This window comes from Limnobacter sp. G6BE5S, from assembly GCF_058448965.1.
The window spans coordinates 429,004-444,783 of sequence record NZ_JBZFLM010000003.1; the positions used below are offsets into that span (position 1 = coordinate 429,004).

At 53.5% G+C, this 15,780-nt stretch carries 19 protein-coding genes; 7 read left to right on the forward strand and 12 right to left on the reverse strand.

What is annotated here, in order from left to right; all coding sequences use genetic code 11:
* Positions 1-11: 11 nt before the first annotated feature.
* Positions 12-584: a DUF1415 domain-containing protein gene (locus tag ACVL1J_RS07715; RefSeq protein ID WP_341237952.1), complete on the reverse strand. Its 573-nt coding sequence runs from the start codon at positions 582-584 to the stop codon at positions 12-14.
* Entirely contained in the window at positions 585-1,976 is a 1,392-nt protein-coding gene (locus ACVL1J_RS07720; RefSeq protein ID WP_341237953.1) for a phosphomannomutase/phosphoglucomutase, read from the reverse strand. It abuts the gene before it with no gap.
* A gap of 114 nt (positions 1,977-2,090) precedes the next feature.
* Here ACVL1J_RS07720 and ACVL1J_RS07725 point away from each other — a divergent pair, with 114 nt between their 5' ends.
* The gene (locus ACVL1J_RS07725; RefSeq protein WP_341237954.1) at positions 2,091-2,936 is read left to right on the forward strand and encodes a symmetrical bis(5'-nucleosyl)-tetraphosphatase; all 846 of its coding nucleotides are present in this window, start codon (positions 2,091-2,093) and stop codon (positions 2,934-2,936) included.
* Positions 2,937-2,943: 7 nt separating this feature from the next.
* Here the strand turns inward: ACVL1J_RS07725 and ACVL1J_RS07730 are convergent, their stop codons facing one another.
* From ACVL1J_RS07730 to ACVL1J_RS07755, 6 genes are read right to left on the reverse strand one after another with little or no spacing between them, the layout of a single operon-like run.
* Positions 2,944-3,711 carry a lysophospholipid acyltransferase family protein gene (locus ACVL1J_RS07730; protein WP_341237955.1) on the reverse strand — a complete coding sequence of 256 codons (768 nt, stop codon included), beginning with the start codon at positions 3,709-3,711 and terminating at the stop codon, positions 2,944-2,946.
* 28 nt (positions 3,712-3,739) lie between these two features.
* Positions 3,740-5,056 carry a dihydroorotase gene (locus ACVL1J_RS07735; protein ID WP_159568858.1) on the reverse strand — a complete coding sequence of 439 codons (1,317 nt, stop codon included), beginning with the start codon at positions 5,054-5,056 and terminating at the stop codon, positions 3,740-3,742.
* 21 nt (positions 5,057-5,077) lie between these two features.
* A complete protein-coding gene (locus tag ACVL1J_RS07740) occupies positions 5,078-6,049 on the reverse strand; it encodes an aspartate carbamoyltransferase catalytic subunit (RefSeq protein ID WP_159568859.1) in 972 nt (323 codons plus the stop codon).
* Positions 6,046-6,552: a bifunctional pyr operon transcriptional regulator/uracil phosphoribosyltransferase PyrR gene (pyrR, locus tag ACVL1J_RS07745; RefSeq protein WP_341237956.1), complete on the reverse strand. Its 507-nt coding sequence runs from the start codon at positions 6,550-6,552 to the stop codon at positions 6,046-6,048. Before pyrR ends, ACVL1J_RS07740 begins: the two co-directional genes overlap by 4 nt.
* Complete coding sequence (ruvX, locus tag ACVL1J_RS07750; RefSeq protein ID WP_159568861.1) at positions 6,549-6,983, reverse strand: Holliday junction resolvase RuvX; 435 nt, start codon at positions 6,981-6,983, stop codon at positions 6,549-6,551. The genes pyrR and ruvX overlap by 4 nt, the downstream gene beginning before the upstream one ends.
* On the reverse strand, positions 6,976-7,560 hold the full coding sequence (locus ACVL1J_RS07755; protein ID WP_341237957.1) for a YqgE/AlgH family protein: 585 nt from the start codon (positions 7,558-7,560) through the stop codon (positions 6,976-6,978). The genes ruvX and ACVL1J_RS07755 overlap by 8 nt, the downstream gene beginning before the upstream one ends.
* Before the next feature lie 96 nt (positions 7,561-7,656).
* On the opposite strand from ACVL1J_RS07755, the gene ACVL1J_RS07760 reads away from it, so the two are divergent.
* From ACVL1J_RS07760 to brnA, 4 genes are all read left to right on the forward strand, one after another.
* Entirely contained in the window at positions 7,657-9,156 is a 1,500-nt protein-coding gene (locus tag ACVL1J_RS07760; RefSeq protein ID WP_491665257.1) for a cryptochrome/photolyase family protein, read from the forward strand.
* Positions 9,157-9,267: 111 nt separating this feature from the next.
* Positions 9,268-9,672: an MAPEG family protein gene (locus ACVL1J_RS07765; protein WP_159568864.1), complete on the forward strand. Its 405-nt coding sequence runs from the start codon at positions 9,268-9,270 to the stop codon at positions 9,670-9,672.
* Between the two features lie 127 nt (positions 9,673-9,799).
* Complete coding sequence (locus ACVL1J_RS07770; RefSeq protein WP_474563399.1) at positions 9,800-10,063, forward strand: BrnT family toxin; 264 nt, start codon at positions 9,800-9,802, stop codon at positions 10,061-10,063.
* Complete coding sequence (gene brnA, locus ACVL1J_RS07775; RefSeq protein WP_491665258.1) at positions 10,053-10,307, forward strand: type II toxin-antitoxin system BrnA family antitoxin; 255 nt, start codon at positions 10,053-10,055, stop codon at positions 10,305-10,307. The genes ACVL1J_RS07770 and brnA overlap by 11 nt, the downstream gene beginning before the upstream one ends.
* A 44-nt stretch (positions 10,308-10,351) precedes the next feature.
* Here brnA and hemL read toward each other — a convergent pair whose 3' ends face one another.
* Genes hemL through thiD form a run of 3 tightly spaced genes read right to left on the reverse strand, consistent with a single transcriptional unit; the run spans position 10,352 to position 13,151 of the window.
* Entirely contained in the window at positions 10,352-11,647 is a 1,296-nt protein-coding gene (hemL, locus tag ACVL1J_RS07780) for a glutamate-1-semialdehyde 2,1-aminomutase (protein ID WP_491665259.1), read from the reverse strand.
* A gap of 18 nt (positions 11,648-11,665) precedes the next feature.
* Positions 11,666-12,349, reverse strand: coding sequence for a thiamine phosphate synthase (gene thiE / locus ACVL1J_RS07785; RefSeq protein WP_491665260.1), 684 nt, complete (start codon positions 12,347-12,349; stop codon positions 11,666-11,668).
* Positions 12,342-13,151 (reverse strand): bifunctional hydroxymethylpyrimidine kinase/phosphomethylpyrimidine kinase, encoded by an 810-nt coding sequence (gene thiD, locus ACVL1J_RS07790; protein WP_341237643.1) that lies wholly within the window; start codon positions 13,149-13,151, stop codon positions 12,342-12,344. The genes thiE and thiD overlap by 8 nt, the downstream gene beginning before the upstream one ends.
* 93 nt (positions 13,152-13,244) lie before the next feature.
* Between thiD and ACVL1J_RS07795 the strand changes: the two genes are divergently transcribed.
* Entirely contained in the window at positions 13,245-13,409 is a 165-nt protein-coding gene (locus ACVL1J_RS07795) for a rubredoxin (protein ID WP_008249735.1), read from the forward strand.
* A gap of 21 nt (positions 13,410-13,430) precedes the next feature.
* Positions 13,431-14,798: a coiled-coil domain-containing 22 family protein gene (locus ACVL1J_RS07800; RefSeq protein ID WP_341237644.1), complete on the forward strand. Its 1,368-nt coding sequence runs from the start codon at positions 13,431-13,433 to the stop codon at positions 14,796-14,798.
* On the opposite strand, the gene arsS is transcribed toward ACVL1J_RS07800, so the two are convergent.
* Entirely contained in the window at positions 14,762-15,718 is a 957-nt protein-coding gene (arsS, locus tag ACVL1J_RS07805) for an arsenosugar biosynthesis radical SAM (seleno)protein ArsS (protein WP_341237645.1), read from the reverse strand. The genes ACVL1J_RS07800 and arsS overlap by 37 nt on opposite strands.
* Positions 15,719-15,780 lie beyond the last annotated feature (62 nt).

The following is a 15,780-nucleotide window of genomic DNA, read 5'->3' on the forward strand; positions in this document are numbered from 1 at the left end:
CAAACTCAGAATCAGCGATCTGCCCCAGAATCGTTGCGCAAGCAGGCTTCAAGCAAAGCACGCATTTTCTCCGCACCTTGCTCATTCATGCATTCAATATTGCGCTCCGGGATCAAATCAACTTCCGGGTAGCTGTCGATTGCGTCGCTCAAACTGTCTTCACGCAGCAGGTGAAGCATTGGGTAGGGGGAACGGTTCGTGTAGTTTTCGGCATCGTCAGGTTCTGTGCCGCCAAATTGATACTCCGGATGAAAGCTGGCCACTTGATACACACCTTCCAGGTCCATATCCACCAAGAGTTGGTCAGCCAATTCCAGAAAATCGTTGTACTGGTAAAAATCCTGCAATACCCGGGGATGAAGAAGCAAAGTGGTTTCCACTGATTCATCCACATTCAGCAGCGCCAATTCATGTGCCAGCTCATCCAGCAAAGTGGCTTCATCAACTGCCTGGCTCACCACAAAACGCACCCGGTTTTTCACCAATTCTCGTTTTGCGAATGGGCACAGGTTAAAGGCCACAACCACCTGCTCCACCCACAGCCGAGTGGCCTCGATCATTTCAGAATCGTTCACGGTACTCATTTAGAAAGGCAATTTAACGTCGGGGGCCACGGCAAGAATAGCCGCCTTGAATTCACCTTGAATGCGTGCCAATGCTTCATCACTGTCGGCTTCAAAGCGCATGACCACCACCGGTGTTGTATTGGACGGGCGTGCAAGCCCGAAGCCATCTGCATATTCTGCACGCACACCATCAATGGTATTCACGGATTCTGAAGTCGGAAACTTTCCTTCAGCTTGCAAGCGCTTGACGATTTCAAAGTTCACGCCTTCGGCAGTTTGCAACTGCAATTCAGGCGTGCTGGATGAGTTCGGGAGCGCATTCAATTCTGCGCTGGGATCACTGCCGCGCGACAGAATTTCAAGCAGACGCACACCTGCATACAGACCGTCATCAAAACCAAACCAGCGTTCTTTGAAAAACACGTGGCCACTCATCTCGCCAGCAAGCGGTGCCCCAGTTTCCTTTAACTTGGCTTTGATCAGGGAATGTCCTGTTTTCCACATCAAGGGTTCGCCGCCCGCTGCTTTCACAGCCTTGGCCACATGGCGCGTGCACTTAACATCGTAAATCACCATGGCACCCGGGTTGCGTGCGATCACATCGCGTGCAAACAAAATCAGCTGTCGATCGGGGTAAATGATTTCGCCGTCTTTGGTCACCACACCCAGGCGGTCACCGTCACCGTCAAAAGCCAAACCAATTTCAGCATCACCGTTTTTCACGCAGGCAATCAGGTCTTGCAGGTTCTCAGGGTGAGCAGGGTCGGGATGGTGGTTGGGAAAGTTGCCATCCACTTCACAAAACAATTCGGTGACATCACAGCCCAAGGCTTCGTACAGGGTTTTGGCAAATGCGCCAGCCACTCCGTTGCCGCAATCGACTGCAATTTTCATGGGGCGCGCCAGTTTAATGTGGCCCAGAATATTACCCAGGTAATCGGGCCACACATTCAGCTCGCGGTAGCCGCCACGCTGCACACCAGGCACCACGCCACGCACAGGCTTTTCATTTTGAATCCATTTCAGCAAACCCTGAATGGTATCGCCATACAGCGTTTCACCCGCCACCATCATTTTCAGGCCGTTGTACTGCGGGGGGTTGTGGCTGCCGGTGACCTGCACCCCGGTGCCATTGCCCAGCAAGAAGGTTGCAAAATAAACCAAGGGGGTGGCCACCATGCCAACATCCACAACATTCACACCGGCATCGCGAAACCCGTCAGCCAAAGCACCGCACAGGCGAGGGCCTGAGAGGCGACCGTCGCGCCCTACCACTGCCTCGTTCTTGCCACGGCTTAGTGCCAATTGCCCCAAAGCACGGCCTACGCAATAGGCTGCGTCCTCGGTCAATGTATCGTCCACAATGCCGCGAATGTCATAGGCCTTGAAAATGGAGGAGGAGATGCTCATGGGTGAATACCTGAATTAGTCGAATAAGGAAAAAGAAGACGCAATGGCCTTGTCGCATTGAAAGCACATACACAAGGCATAATACTACTTTCGTTGTTTTGGTTTGTTTTCAATATGGCCAACTATGTGATTGGCGACGTTCAAGGTTGTCTGGATTCTTTACTCAAGCTTTTGGACAAGGTGCAATTCAACCCCCAGCTTGACGAGCTGTGGTTTGCAGGCGACCTGGTGAATCGCGGCCCAAAATCGCGGGATACCCTGCGGTTTGTAAAAAGCCTGGGGGAACGCGCCCACGCCGTGCTGGGCAATCACGACTTGCACCTGTTGGCCCTGTGGTGCAACAGTGGCCGCAGCCACGAAAGCGACACCATTGCTGAAGTGGTCAACGCGCCCGACGGCCAGGAACTGGTTGATTGGCTACGCAGCCAGCCTTTGGCCTTGCGCCTGCCGAACGTTAACCACGCACTGCACAATGCTTTGCTGACGCATGCGGGCATTCTGGCCCAATGGAGTTTCAGCGATGCCGTTCAGTTGTCCGGTGAAGTGCAACAAATGCTGGCGGGCCCCGAATGGAAAACATTCATGGCCGAATTGTATGGCAACAAGCCCAATCGTTGGGACCCCACCCTCGAAGGATTTGATCGCCTGCGTTTGATTGTGAATGTGTTTACCCGCATGCGCATGGTGCGCGACGACGGCAAAATTGATTTCAAATACAAACTGGAACCTGCCGACGCGCCGCCCGACCTGAAGCCTTGGTTTGATACCCCACGCGAGTTTGCAAACGAAGGGCCAATTGTATTTGGACACTGGTCTACACTGGGGGCGCTGAAAAACAAGGCGGGATATTGTCTGGACACAGGTTGTGTGTGGGGCGGGCAACTGACGGCGCTGCGGCTTGAAGATGAAGCCATTATTCAGGTAGAAGCAGTCGAGCCACCCTTGCCTGCCATTCCTTAAACCCGGCCTACTCGCTTGAACTTGCACCACTGGTTTGCCGGCACAATTCACAGATCTTCAGGTGCGCTTCATCGCTGAGTTCATGCCGGGTTCGCCCATCGGTATCAATTGGTGCATGAATGTACAACTGCACCACGAAACCGGTCTTGCTGTTCATCAAAACCTGAATGTTCTCCAGCAGCGTTTGCTCGCCCACAAAGGCGGGCTCGGCTGAAAACTGTCCATCGGGGGTAAAGTACTGCAAGCTCACAGGCAACATAGGCACATGGGCCTGAATGGCGGGTTGCACAAAGTTGCTGTGGAAATGCAAAGGCGCATCGCCAGGCCCGGTTGTTCCTTCGGGAAACACAGCCACACAGCGCCCCGTGCCCAGCACTTTCACCGCAGCGTGAATCACATCGCGCACGGCGTGGCGTTTGCCCCGCTCAATAAACAGCGTGCCGCTGCGCTTGGCCAGCAAACCACCAATGGGCCATTTTGAAATTTCAGACTTGGCAATGAAGGTCACAGGATGAATGCTGTTGAACGCAAAAATATCGAGCCAGGACACATGGGTGCTGTAAAGCAAACAGGGTTGGTGAATGGCGTAATTTGATTCCGCCGATTCGTACACCACTTTCACCTGCACATTCAAAATGCCCAGTAATTGGCGTGCCCAACGCTTTTCAACGCCCTGCCTCAAAGCCTTGCCCAACAACGGCCAAAACACCAAAGCCACTACAAAACCGTACAACAGATGCGTCACCAGACGAAGCAACATGAACACTTTACGCATGCCTTGAAGTCCCTAAGCCTGAAAGCCCTTAAGCCGCCAACACTTTCATTTTGCTTTTATCAAGGCTGCTGTAGCCTACATTCCCGTTGACCATGGTCAGTTGTACTTTGCCCTGCATGGGAAAACCATTGAATGGCGTGTGTTTGCCCTGGCTGATCAAACTTGCTTCACCCACCACCCAGTCCACATCGGGGTTGAACAAACAAAGGTCTGCCGGCATGCCAGTGCGCAGGCTGCCTGCCTGAACTTTAATAATGTCGGCTGGGTTGCCGCACAACAATTCCACAATTCGAGCAGGCGGCACATTTTGCTCACGCATCCATTTCACCGCCAAGGTCAACAAGAGTTCAAGCCCGGTTGCACCGGCTTCGCTTTCGGCAAACGGCAATAACTTGGCGTCGTCGTCCACGGGGGTGTGGTCCGAGCAAATGGCATCAATGGTGCCATCGAGCAAACCGGCGCGAATGGCGTCCCGGTCGCGTTGTTCCCGCAAAGGCGGAATCAGGTGGGCATTGGGGTCGAAAAAGCCAATGTCCAAATCGGTCAAATGCACATGGTGAATTGCCACATCGCAAGTGACCGGCAAGCCTTCCGCCTTGGCTTGACGAACCAGCTCAATACCCTTGGCAGAACTGATGCGGCAAATGTGCATGCGCGTACCGGTGGCCCGCACAAGCTCAAAATAGGCCTGTAAAGCGATCGTTTCCGCCATCACGGGAATACCGCTCAAGCCCATGCGAGAAGCATAAGCACCCGCGTGGGCCACACCGCCTTTGCTGAAGTTGGGTTCGGTTGGGCGTAAAAAAACCGTGAGCCCAAAGTTGCGGGCGTACTTCATGGCTTGCAACAGCACCCGCAAATCGCGAATGGGCGATTCCGCCTGGCTGAAACCAACACAACCCGCTTCTGTCAGTTCGGCCATTTCGGTCAACGTTTCGCCACTTAAACCCGTGGTCAGGGCGCCCAGCGGGTACACCTTGGACAGGTTCAATTGGCGGGCCTTGAACTTGAGCATTTCGATCAAGCCAGGTTCGTCCAGCACGGGTTCTGTATCAGGTGGACACACCAGCGAGGTAATGCCACCCGCCATGGCCGCTTCCATTTCGCTTTCCAGCGTGGCGCGGTATTCATAGCCGGGCTCACGAAGGCGTGCAGACAAGTCCACCAGCCCGGGGAATACCCACAAGCCAGTGGCGTCAATGGTTTTGCTGGGCGCGAAGTCGGCGGGCATTTCACTTTTGGGGGCCACCGCCACCACGCGGCCTGCGGCCACGGCAACATCCATGATCGCATCGATACCGATGCTGGGGTCAATCACACGTCCGCCAGAAATCAACACTCGCATTGTTTGTCCTCGTTGTTCAATTTAAGCGCTTTTGCTGGACGACGCCAGAATACTCATCACCGCCATGCGCACCGCAATCCCGAAAGTCACCTGATTCAAGATCACGCTTTGGGGACCATCGGCCACCGCAGAATCAATTTCAACCCCGCGGTTCATGGGGCCTGGGTGCATAACAATTGCATCGGGTTTGGCATGGCGCAACTTCTCTTCGGTCAAACCAAAATGCTTGAAATATTCTTGGGCAGAAGGAATCAGCGCGCCTGTCATGCGCTCTTTCTGCAAGCGCAGCATGATGATGACATCGCAATCCCTGATGCCTTCCACCAGGTCGTGGCATACACGCACACCCATGTTGTCCAAGTGGTTTGGCAGCAAGGTGCTGGGGCCTACTGCGCGCACTTCCGGACAACCCAGCGTGGTCAATGCGTGAATATCTGAACGTGCCACCCGACTGTGCAAAATATCGCCAACAATCGCGACACGCAATTTGGTGAAATCTTTTTTGTAGTGGCGAATGGTGTACATGTCGAGCAGCGCTTGCGTGGGGTGGGCATGCCGACCATCGCCTGCGTTGATCACATGAATGGTGCCGCCACTGGTGCGGTTCAAGTGCTGGGCCATGAAGGTTGGCGCGCCGCTTTCCGAGTGGCGCATCACAAACATGTCAGCCGACATGGCTGCCAGGTTGTCGATGGTGTCGATCAGCGACTCACCCTTGCTGGTCGACGACGAACCAATGTTCAAGTTCACCACATCGGCGGACAAACGCTTGGCCGCAATCTCGAACGTGGTACGGGTTCGGGTGGAATTCTCAAAGAACACATTGAACACCGATTTACCGCGCAGTAAAGGGACTTGTTTCACTTCGCGATCGGTCACCGACAAAAATGACTCTGCCGTGTCCAGAATGCGATGGATCATCGCCTTGGGCAGCCCTTCAATACTCAACAGGTGAATCAGTTCACCCGCGGCGTTCAGTTGAGGGTTATTCAATTTGGTTTTACCTCCAGCTCCAGGCGGAAAGCACCTTGATCATCTTGGGTCAATACAAACGCTTCATTTGGTTTTAAGGGCAAGTGCTTGCCCACGTACTGTGCATCAATCGGCAACTCTCGGCCACCACGATCCAGCAACACGGCCAGCTCAATTTTTGCGGGGCGACCAAAATCGAACAGGTGATTCACAATGGCACGCGTGGTTCGACCGGTGTACAGCACATCGTCCACCAACAAAATGGTGCGTCCCTGTACGTCAAATGGAACCTCTGCAGGTTTGGGCGTCTCTTTTAACCCACGCTCGGAAAAGTCGTCACGGTAAAAAGCGCTGTCCAGAAATCCGCAAGGCAAGCTGAAGTTCAAGTCTTTGTGCAAGCGTTCAGCGATCCATGCGCCACCACTGTGAACGCCGATCAAACCCAATTCGGAGCGGTCAGGAAAGGCTTTCTCAATTTGATCTCGCAATCGGGCATACAGGGCTTCGGGGTTGGGCAGGCTCATCGTCCCTCCAGAAAAAATTGTTCCAGAATCAGGCAGGCACTGCCCATGTCGACTCGGCCCTTGTTCTCGCGGGCGGCCTTGCCTCCCATGCAGCTTTCCATGATCGCACTGGTGTAACGCTCGTCCACCATGGCACACGGCAGGGCAAAACGCCCCTCAAGTTGACGGGCAAAGCGTTCGCATCGAGTGGTTAATTCGTTGCTGGCACCGTCAGGCTGGCGTGGTACTCCCACCACCAAACCTTCTGGCTGCCATTCTTTGATCAAACTTTCAATTTTGCCAAATCGTTGATCGTCGTTTTGCGCCTCGACCACCGCCACACCGCTGGCCGTTTTGGTCAGCGAATTACCGAATGCGACACCAATTCGTTTTAATCCAAAATCAAAAGCCAGGTATTGGGTAGGCTTGGGTGTTTGCATCTTGTTACGCATGCCCCGCGGAACCGCTCATCAAGGCGGGGTCGATGCCCAGCATGGCGTAGGCGCTGGCAAATCGCTCTTCCAAAGGCGTGTCGAATAATATTTCGTGATTGGCCGAGACGGTCAGCCATGCATTCTGGGCAAGCTCTTCTTCAAGTTGCCCCTCGCCCCAACCCGCATAGCCCAAGGTGATCAGCCATTTGCCGGGCGCTTCGCCGCGGGCCACGGCTTCAAGAATATCGCGCGAGGTGGTCAGGGAAATTTCGTCGTTCACCTTCAGGGAGGAGTTCCAGCTCAAAGGCTCGGTGTGCAGCACAAAACCGCGCTCGGCGGCAACGGGCCCGCCCATCATGACCGGGTAATGCGTAGGCAAGTAGCCTTCAATGTCCACATTGATTTTCTCGAGCAAACCTTCAATGGGCAGGTCGGTTGGTCGGTTAATGACCAAACCCATGGCACCCTTGCCAGAGTGCTCACACAAATACACCACGGACCCCGCAAAACTGGGGTCGAGCATATTCGGCATGGCGATCAACAACTGACCAGACAAGCTAAATTCAGTGGGTGTAGAAATTTCGGTCTCGCTCATGCCAAAATTGTAATGCCTTTTAACTGTGCAAAAGTGGGTAGGCGTTCCTCTACCCTCCTTAAAGCGCACAGACCAACCCAATTTAAGTTGTTCCCCATGGCTGCATCACTTCTCGAGAACCACCCTTTATCTACCCAACCCAAGCCAGGCGAGTACGCCAAAGGTCTTGTTTGGTTCCGACGCGACTTGCGTACCCACGACAACGCCGCGCTGTTCTACGCCCTGAAGCACTGCAAACAGGTGCATTGCGTATTTGTTTTCGACAGAACCATTCTGGATGCACTAAGCAACAAAGCCGACCGCCGGGTTGAGTTCATTTGGGAAAGCTGCATGGCCTTGAAGAAAAAACTTCAGGACTTTGGCGGCGACCTGCACCTGGTGCACGACCACGCCGAGAAAACGATTCCCGAACTGGCTTTGAAACTGGGTGTGCAGGCCGTGTTCACCAACAAAGACTATGAACCGGCTGCCATTGACCGTGACATTACGGTTGGCAAAACCTTACAGGGCAAGGGTATTGAACTGTTCCGCTTTAAAGACCAGGCCATTTTTGAAGAGGACGAGGTTTTGACCCAGGCCGGTAAGTTTTTTAGTGTGTTTACGCCATTCAAAAACGCCTGCCTGAAAAAACTGGATGCATTCCACCTAACCCCCTACCCCAGCGAGGCGCACATTGATTCTTTGACGGCCGACAAGAACCTGCCGTCCCCCAGTCTGGAAGACATGGGATTCACGCGCACCAATTTGCTGGACATGATCAAACCCGGCGAAGAAGGTGCACTCGATGCATTTGAGGATTTTCTGGAGCGCATCGACAAATACAAGGACAAAAGAGACTTTCCTGCGGTGAAAGGGGTGAGCTACCTGAGTGTGCACAACCGCTTTGGCACCATTTCCATTCGCAGGCTGGCCAAGGCGGCCTATGACCGGTTCAAATTCGATGGCAGCGAAGGTGCCATGGGCTGGCTGAACGAGTTGATTTGGCGCGACTTCTACTTCCAGATCATTTACCACCGCCCCGATGCTGCCGAAAAAGCCTTTAAGCCTGAATACGACCAAATTCGCTGGGATGATGATGAGAAGGCAAAACGCCTTTTCAAGGCCTGGTGTGAAGGCAAGACAGGCTACCCCCTGGTCGACGCAGCGCAACGCCAATTGAACCAAACCGGCTTCCAGCACAACCGGCTACGCATGGTCACCGCCAGCTTTTTGACCAAAGACCTTGGGATTGACTGGCGCTGGGGCGAGCGTTATTTCGCTGAACAATTGAACGACTTTGACTTGTCCGCCAACAATGGTGGCTGGCAATGGGCTGCCAGCACAGGCTGCGATGCGCAACCCTACTTCCGCATATTCAACCCCCACAGTCAGTCTGAAAAATTTGACGCCGACGGCAAATTCATTCGCAAGTACTGCCCCGAACTGAGCAAGCTTTCCAACAAGTACATTCACAACCCCGCTGAATGCCCGCCGTTCGAGCTGCAAATGGCAGGGGTTGTGCTGGGCGAAACCTACCCAAGGCCTGTGGTGGAACATGATGTGGCGAGGAAGAAAACGCTTGAGCGATATGCAGTGGTGAAAAAACAGAAAGAGTGAAATCGGTTTTTGTCCGAACTTATGATGGTCAGTGCAAGTGCCTTCACCCATAATCAGCGGTGAAATTTCAAGCACACAAACGGATTCAATCAACAAGAAGGAGACAAAACAGTGAACGCTTACACCACCGTATTGCTTTACGCCGGATGGATTTTAGTTCTGGCGTTGTTCTATGCCCTGCCGCGGGTGCCCCAAGCCTTGCTGGGCCAAAAGCGTATTGACAGCTGGGAGCGTGGCAAAGAACCAATCGACCCGATGTTCTTGCAGCGAGCAAAATCTGCCCACCTGAATTGCCTGGAAAACTTCCCGGTGTTTGCAGGCGTTGTGGCGATGGCTGGGCTAATGGGTGAAATTGAAGCGATCAGCGCGATTGCCGTGTTTGTTCTGTACGCCCGCATCGCGCAAAGCATTTCACATCTTCTTGGCACTTCATTTATTTTGGTAATGCTACGCGCTACCTTCTTCTTGATTCAAGTGTTCATCACCTTGTACATGGTGTACTTGTTGGTCTGCTAAGCAACACCCCACAAATAAAAAAACCGCCTTGGGTGCAAACCCGGGCGGTTTTTTTATGGAACAAGTTCTCTGAAAAAAGCACTAATGATTGTTAAAAACATACATTTAAGGTATAAATTTTATACCAATTCCGAACTTTGAATTTGATTCGACCAAAAGCAGAAGTAACCACACAAAACACGGAATCGACTTTGTCGAAGCACAAGCACTTTGGGCAGATCCGTGTTTGATACAGATCGATGCAAAAACAGTCGATGAACCCCGATCAATCGCGATTGGACGAATTGATTCAAAAATCTGGACTGCTGTGTTTACCAGACGAAATGGCAATCTTCGAATCATCTCGGTGAGACGTGCACGAAATGAAGAGGTCGCTTTATATGAAAGCTAAAACATTTGATAAAAAATTTGATGAAGGCGCAGCCAACATCACCGAACATTTAGACCTAGGGTCGGCACACCGTCCAAATCAGCAAAGACGCGTCAATGTCGATTTCCCGGAGTGGATGATTGAATCTCTGGACAGAGAGGCAAACAGGGTGGGCGTGACTCGTCAATCCATCATCAAAGTGTGGTTGGCCGAGCGACTAGAAGAACAAGCCGCAATCTACAATATTGCAACACAGAAAAAATAAGCCCCCGCTTGAACCTGAGCGGGGCTTTACTCGCAACAGTGAACTTACTTAATCGCCGCAAACGCCTTGTCAATCGCCACCTTGGTGGCCTCAACCACTGAATCGTCGTGCGTCACCGACACAAACCCAGCCTCGTAAGCCGACGGCGCCAGGTAAACTCCGGCATCCAACATAGCGTGAAAAAATTTGTTGAAGCGATCCCGATTCGACGCACTCACTTCCGCAAAACTGGTGGGTACTTTTTCGCTGAAATAAATGCCGAACATGCCGCCAATGCTGTCTGCACAGAAGGTTTCGCCATGCGCATACGCCACCTGGTTAAAGGCCTCCACCAATTTGCGGGTTTGAGTTTCCAGCTTTTCGTAAAAGCCTTCCTGCTTAAGCAGGCACATGGTGGTTAAACCTGCAGCCACCGCAACCGGGTTGCCACTCAAAGTACCCGCTTGGTAAACAGGTCCCAACGGCGCAATACAGGCCATGATGTCTTTGCGACCACCGAATGCACCCATGGGCATGCCGCCACCAATAATTTTGCCTAGCGTGGTCAAATCAGGCGTGATGCCGTACACGCCCTGCACACCTTGCGGCCCCACGCGGAAACCAGTCATCACCTCGTCAAATATCAGCACGGCTCCATGCTGGGTGCACAAGTCGCGCAAAGTATTCAAAAACTCGCGCGTGGGCTTGATCAAATTCATATTGCCCGCTACCGGCTCTACGATGACACAGGCAATGCTGCTGCCGCCGGCCTTGAACAACGCGTGTAACTGCTCCACATTGTTGTAGTCCAGCACGCGCGTGTGCTTGGCAAAATCTTCAGGCACACCGGCCGAGGTGGGGTTGCCAAAAGTCAACAAACCAGAACCCGCCTTCACCAACAAGCTGTCGGCATGGCCGTGGTAACAGCCTTCGAATTTCACAATGGTGTCGCGGCCTGTAAAGCCACGGGCCAATCGAATGGCACTCATGGTGGCTTCGGTACCGGAACTGACCAGGCGCACCTGCTCCAGCGAAGGCAACATCTCGCACAGCGTTTCAGCCATCACAATTTCGCCCTCGGTGGGCGCGCCAAAGCTCAAACCACCCACAGCGGCTTCTTGCACTGCCTTGATTACGTCCGGGTGGGCGTGGCCCAATACAGCGGGGCCCCACGAGCCAATGTAGTCGATGTAGCGTTTGTCATCCGCGTCCCACACATAAGGGCCATTCGCACGCTTGAAAAATCGGGGTGTACCACCAACAGAACGAAAAGCACGCACGGGTGAATTCACACCGCCAGGAATTGTTTTTTGTGCGCGTTCAAACAGCACTTCGTTTTGGCTCACTTCTTGACCACTCATTGTTGAAACTCCAAATTATTAATACTGCGTTTCCACTGCATCCACCCACTGCTGCGCCACACTGCAAACCTGCGCCCCATCCGGCTTCACGCCAAACAAACCATTCACCACCGCCACCGCATGGGCACCAGCTTTCATCAACTCGGGCACATGCGCCAGTGTTATTCCACCAATGGCCACTGTGGGCACCCCCAAGTCGCGGGCCTTTGACAACAACTCGAGTTCAGCCCGCACCGCATTGGGCTTGGTGCCGCTGGGGTACATGGCACCAAAGGCCACGTAGCTTGCGCCATTGCGCACAGCTTGTTCTGCCAGTTCAAACTGATTGTAGCAAGAAGCACCCACCACCCATTTGGCCCCAAGGCGGCTTCGCGCCTGCGAGATGGCTTCGTCGGTTTTGCCCAGATGCACACCCACCAGCGCGCCACCGTCAAATTTTGAAAACTCGCCAGAGGGCACATCATTCAAAATCAGTGCCGCATCGTACTTCTCGCACAGGGAGTTCAGTTGCCCGACAAACTCAATCAACTCTGCTTGGTTCCAATTTTTTTGTCTGCACTGAAACAAGCGCACGCCACCCTCCAGCGCAGCAGCCACACAATCCACAATTGCATCGGGGGTCCAGATGGCGGAGCGTTCAGGGGTAATTGCATACACCCCTCGAACAAGCGCATTGGTCGGCTCATTGGCGAGCTCACTCATCTTCATCCTCTCCCAAATGCTGCATCAGGTGCATGCGGTCAGGAATCAACTGCCCTTGACCCACGGCGAACCCGTAACTCAAGGCCTGCCAGGTGTATTCCAGCGCCAATTCAACCGCTTCCTGCACACTTAAACCCTGCCCAAGGCCCACGGCGCAAGCACTGGCCAATGTACAGCCAGAGCCATGGTATTGCCCGGGAAGGCGCTCACAGGGAAATTCAACAAGCTGCTTGCCTGCCACATACAATCGGTTGACCACATCGCCTGAGTCCAGGTGCTCGCCTTTCAACAGCACCGCCTTGCAACCCATTTGCAGCAGGCGTTCAGCCGCCTCGTCAATATTTTTAGCCCCGGTGAATGCCTTGGCCTCGGGCCAATTCGGAGTTAACAGGTCAACCACCGGGAATAGCTCGTTTCTGTAACTATCAAACAAGTCCTGTCCGCCAAAAGCATCTCCACGCCCGGAAGCCCGCACGGGGTCAACCACCAGTGGCACATGGGGCCATAAGGCTTTGGCCTTCAACACCGCGGCCACCGCCGCCGAACTGCCCAACACACCGGTTTTGAGCGCACTTGGCGCGACACCGTCCTCAAGCAAGACGTTAAACTGGGCATTGATCCAGTCGGCCGAACATGGCTCGAAGCGCTGAACACCCACGGTATTCTGAGCCGTCAGCCCGGTAAGGATGGTCAAAGGATGTGCGCCAAGCGCCGAAACTGTCAGGGCATCAGCTTGCAAACCCGCGCCAGCAGTGGGATCCGATGCTGAAAAGGTCAGCACCAAGGGTACGGTCAGTGTCATTCAAAACCCAAAAAAAACCGACAACCTTTGTAGTCGGCTGCCAAACTCAGTATTATCCACCCGTTGCAATTTTTTTTCTGGAAGTAGCTCAGAATGAATACTTGGATTTGTTTGATTTGCGGTTGGGTATACGATGAAGCCGCTGGCGTGCCCGATGAAGGCATTGCTCCTGGCACCAAATGGGAAGATGTTCCACCAAACTGGGTTTGCCCGGAATGCGGGGCCCGCAAAGAAGATTTCGAGATGACTCAAATCTAAAAACCAAAAAACCATGGATCAATGACCGAACAACCAGCCGACCCTGCCAAAGCGTTTGAAGACCACGCCCCAACGCCGGTCAGGCCCAAGTTTGTTCGGCAACTGGGTCAGTTTTCTGCGGGCTTGCTGGTCGCAGCTTTGGTCTTGTTGGTGGCCGGTTTGTTTGCCAAAAGCCAATCGGACAACATTCGCAATACCCAACTGACCCAAATCAACCTGGTGGAAGGCCGCGTTCAACAAGAATTGCTGGCGCTCAATGGCCCGGGCAGTGAAACCGTGCAACCTCAGGGTTTAAAAGCCCTGCTGGGAATTGGCCAACAGGTCAGCCAGCAAAACAAGGGAATCCAGTGGTTCGGTGGCCTGCACAGCCAAACCTTGCAGGTGTTGTTAACGCAAAGTATTGAAGCACTCTCGCGCCCGGTCGCAGGCATTGATTCAAACCTGGACACGCAGCGCCAACTGGAAATCCAGTTGCGCCTTGACACCCTGCCCAAACTCGCACAACTCAAATCGCACATTGCCCAAGCCACCAACGGCTATCTGGTCTTGCTATTCGGCTTGACCACATTGTTGGCAGCGATCGGCGTTGCCTTGGGTATTCAATGGAACACCCACCGAAAAACCCTGGCCCTAAGCCGCAGGGTGCAAATGTTAAGCCGGGCACTGCACAGCCAACAAGAAAACGACCAGAAACGGGAAGGTGCGCATGCAGCTTTGGAAGGCGTATTAAAAGCACTCAACAGCAACCAGCAACTGGAACACCGTGGCACGCTGATGCAAATTGGGCAGCAGCTGGAGGAATTGAATCAAAGTGGACGTGCCGTGTTGCAGTTCGCCAAATCATTCCACCAGTTGTCTACCCAAGGTACACAGGTGGTGAAATCCACCCTCAACAGTGAGCAACGCAACGCCAAGGCCGAAAACCACATGGAAATCATGCAAACCCAGCTCGAAGGTTTGCGCTCCGACATTCGAAGTGCGGCACAGGGTTTGCGCAAGGCGGGCGAAGTAAGCCGACAACTTTTAGGCCGGCTTGACGCATCGCAAATGGAATTGACCCTGACAGAACCGGAAAACAGCCGGCAATTGCAGCAATTGGTGGAGCAAAGCCAGCAGGCCCTGAAAGAATCCATTGAAGGTTTGGTGCTGGCCAGCCAGAAAATCAATATGGGCCAACATGAATCGAACAAGTTGGCCGAGTACATGGCCGTAAATCAAACCGCTTGGTCCAACTTGCTCAGCCAGGTTGAACAGGTTGCTGAATCTGCGTCGCAAGAATCTGAAAGTGCCTTGCGGCTGGCCAAACGGCTGATGGAGAAAAGCCAACAGACCGCGCTGGCTTCACCGGGCAATCAAGCCGCCAAGGCACCACCGCAACTGCTGCCCTGACCCGCCGTGCAACCGTAGCAATGGTCGCCCACCACCACCTCGATGGAATCCAAAGCAGTTTGCGTTAAATCAGCCAAAGTCAGCGCCCGGCCTTGCGAATCACGCACCGGCCAACCCAACTGTTGATTGAAGTCGCAATCGTACAGTGTGCCCTCGTAGTCGATCGACACCAAACTGCGGCACATGACCGCGTCCAGATTGCTTTCCCGGTAGGCGCCTTTCAGCGTATTCATGTACGTTTCAAACGTACCTTTGCTGATCAAGGTGCTGCCAAAACGGGCAATCGGCATGTTGGTAATGGTCACCAAACCGGTGAAGCGAATACCAAACTTCTCAAACAAAACTGCCTTGTAATCAGCTTCCAGCGCCTCTTGCGGGGGTGGCAAGGCAGGACCTTGCGGGTTGAACACCAGTGTCAAGCGCAGCCTGTCGCCATAGCCCAAGGCGTTCAGCTTTTGCAAGCCCGCAATACTGGCATCAAATACGCCCTTGCCGCGCTGCTTGTCTACGTTGTCCTCGAGGTAACACGGCAATGAAGCGAAGATTTCAACTTCGTTGTCGGCCAAAAACTGGGCAAGGTCTTCATAACCCGGTTCGCTCAAAATGGTCAGGTTGCAGCGATCAATCACATGCACACCCGCCTTGCGGGCCGCAACCACCAGGCGCTTGAAGCGCGGGTTCATTTCGGGTGCGCCACCGGTTAAATCAAGCTTTTTCACCCAACCCTGATCCATCAGGGTAATCAGCTGATCAATTTGCTCGTCTTGCATCAACTCGGTGCGATTGGGGCCTGCATTCACATGGCAGTGGGTACAACTTTGATTGCACAGGTAACCCAAATTGACCTGAATGGTTTCCAGGTTCAAGCGCTTTACGCTAGGGAAGGTGGTACTTTTCAACAAATGAACTACTGAGTGCATGTAGGCTCCGGTTTCTGTGCGCCGCGCGGTTATTTCGTTTTCAGATAATGAGAGAATCAATG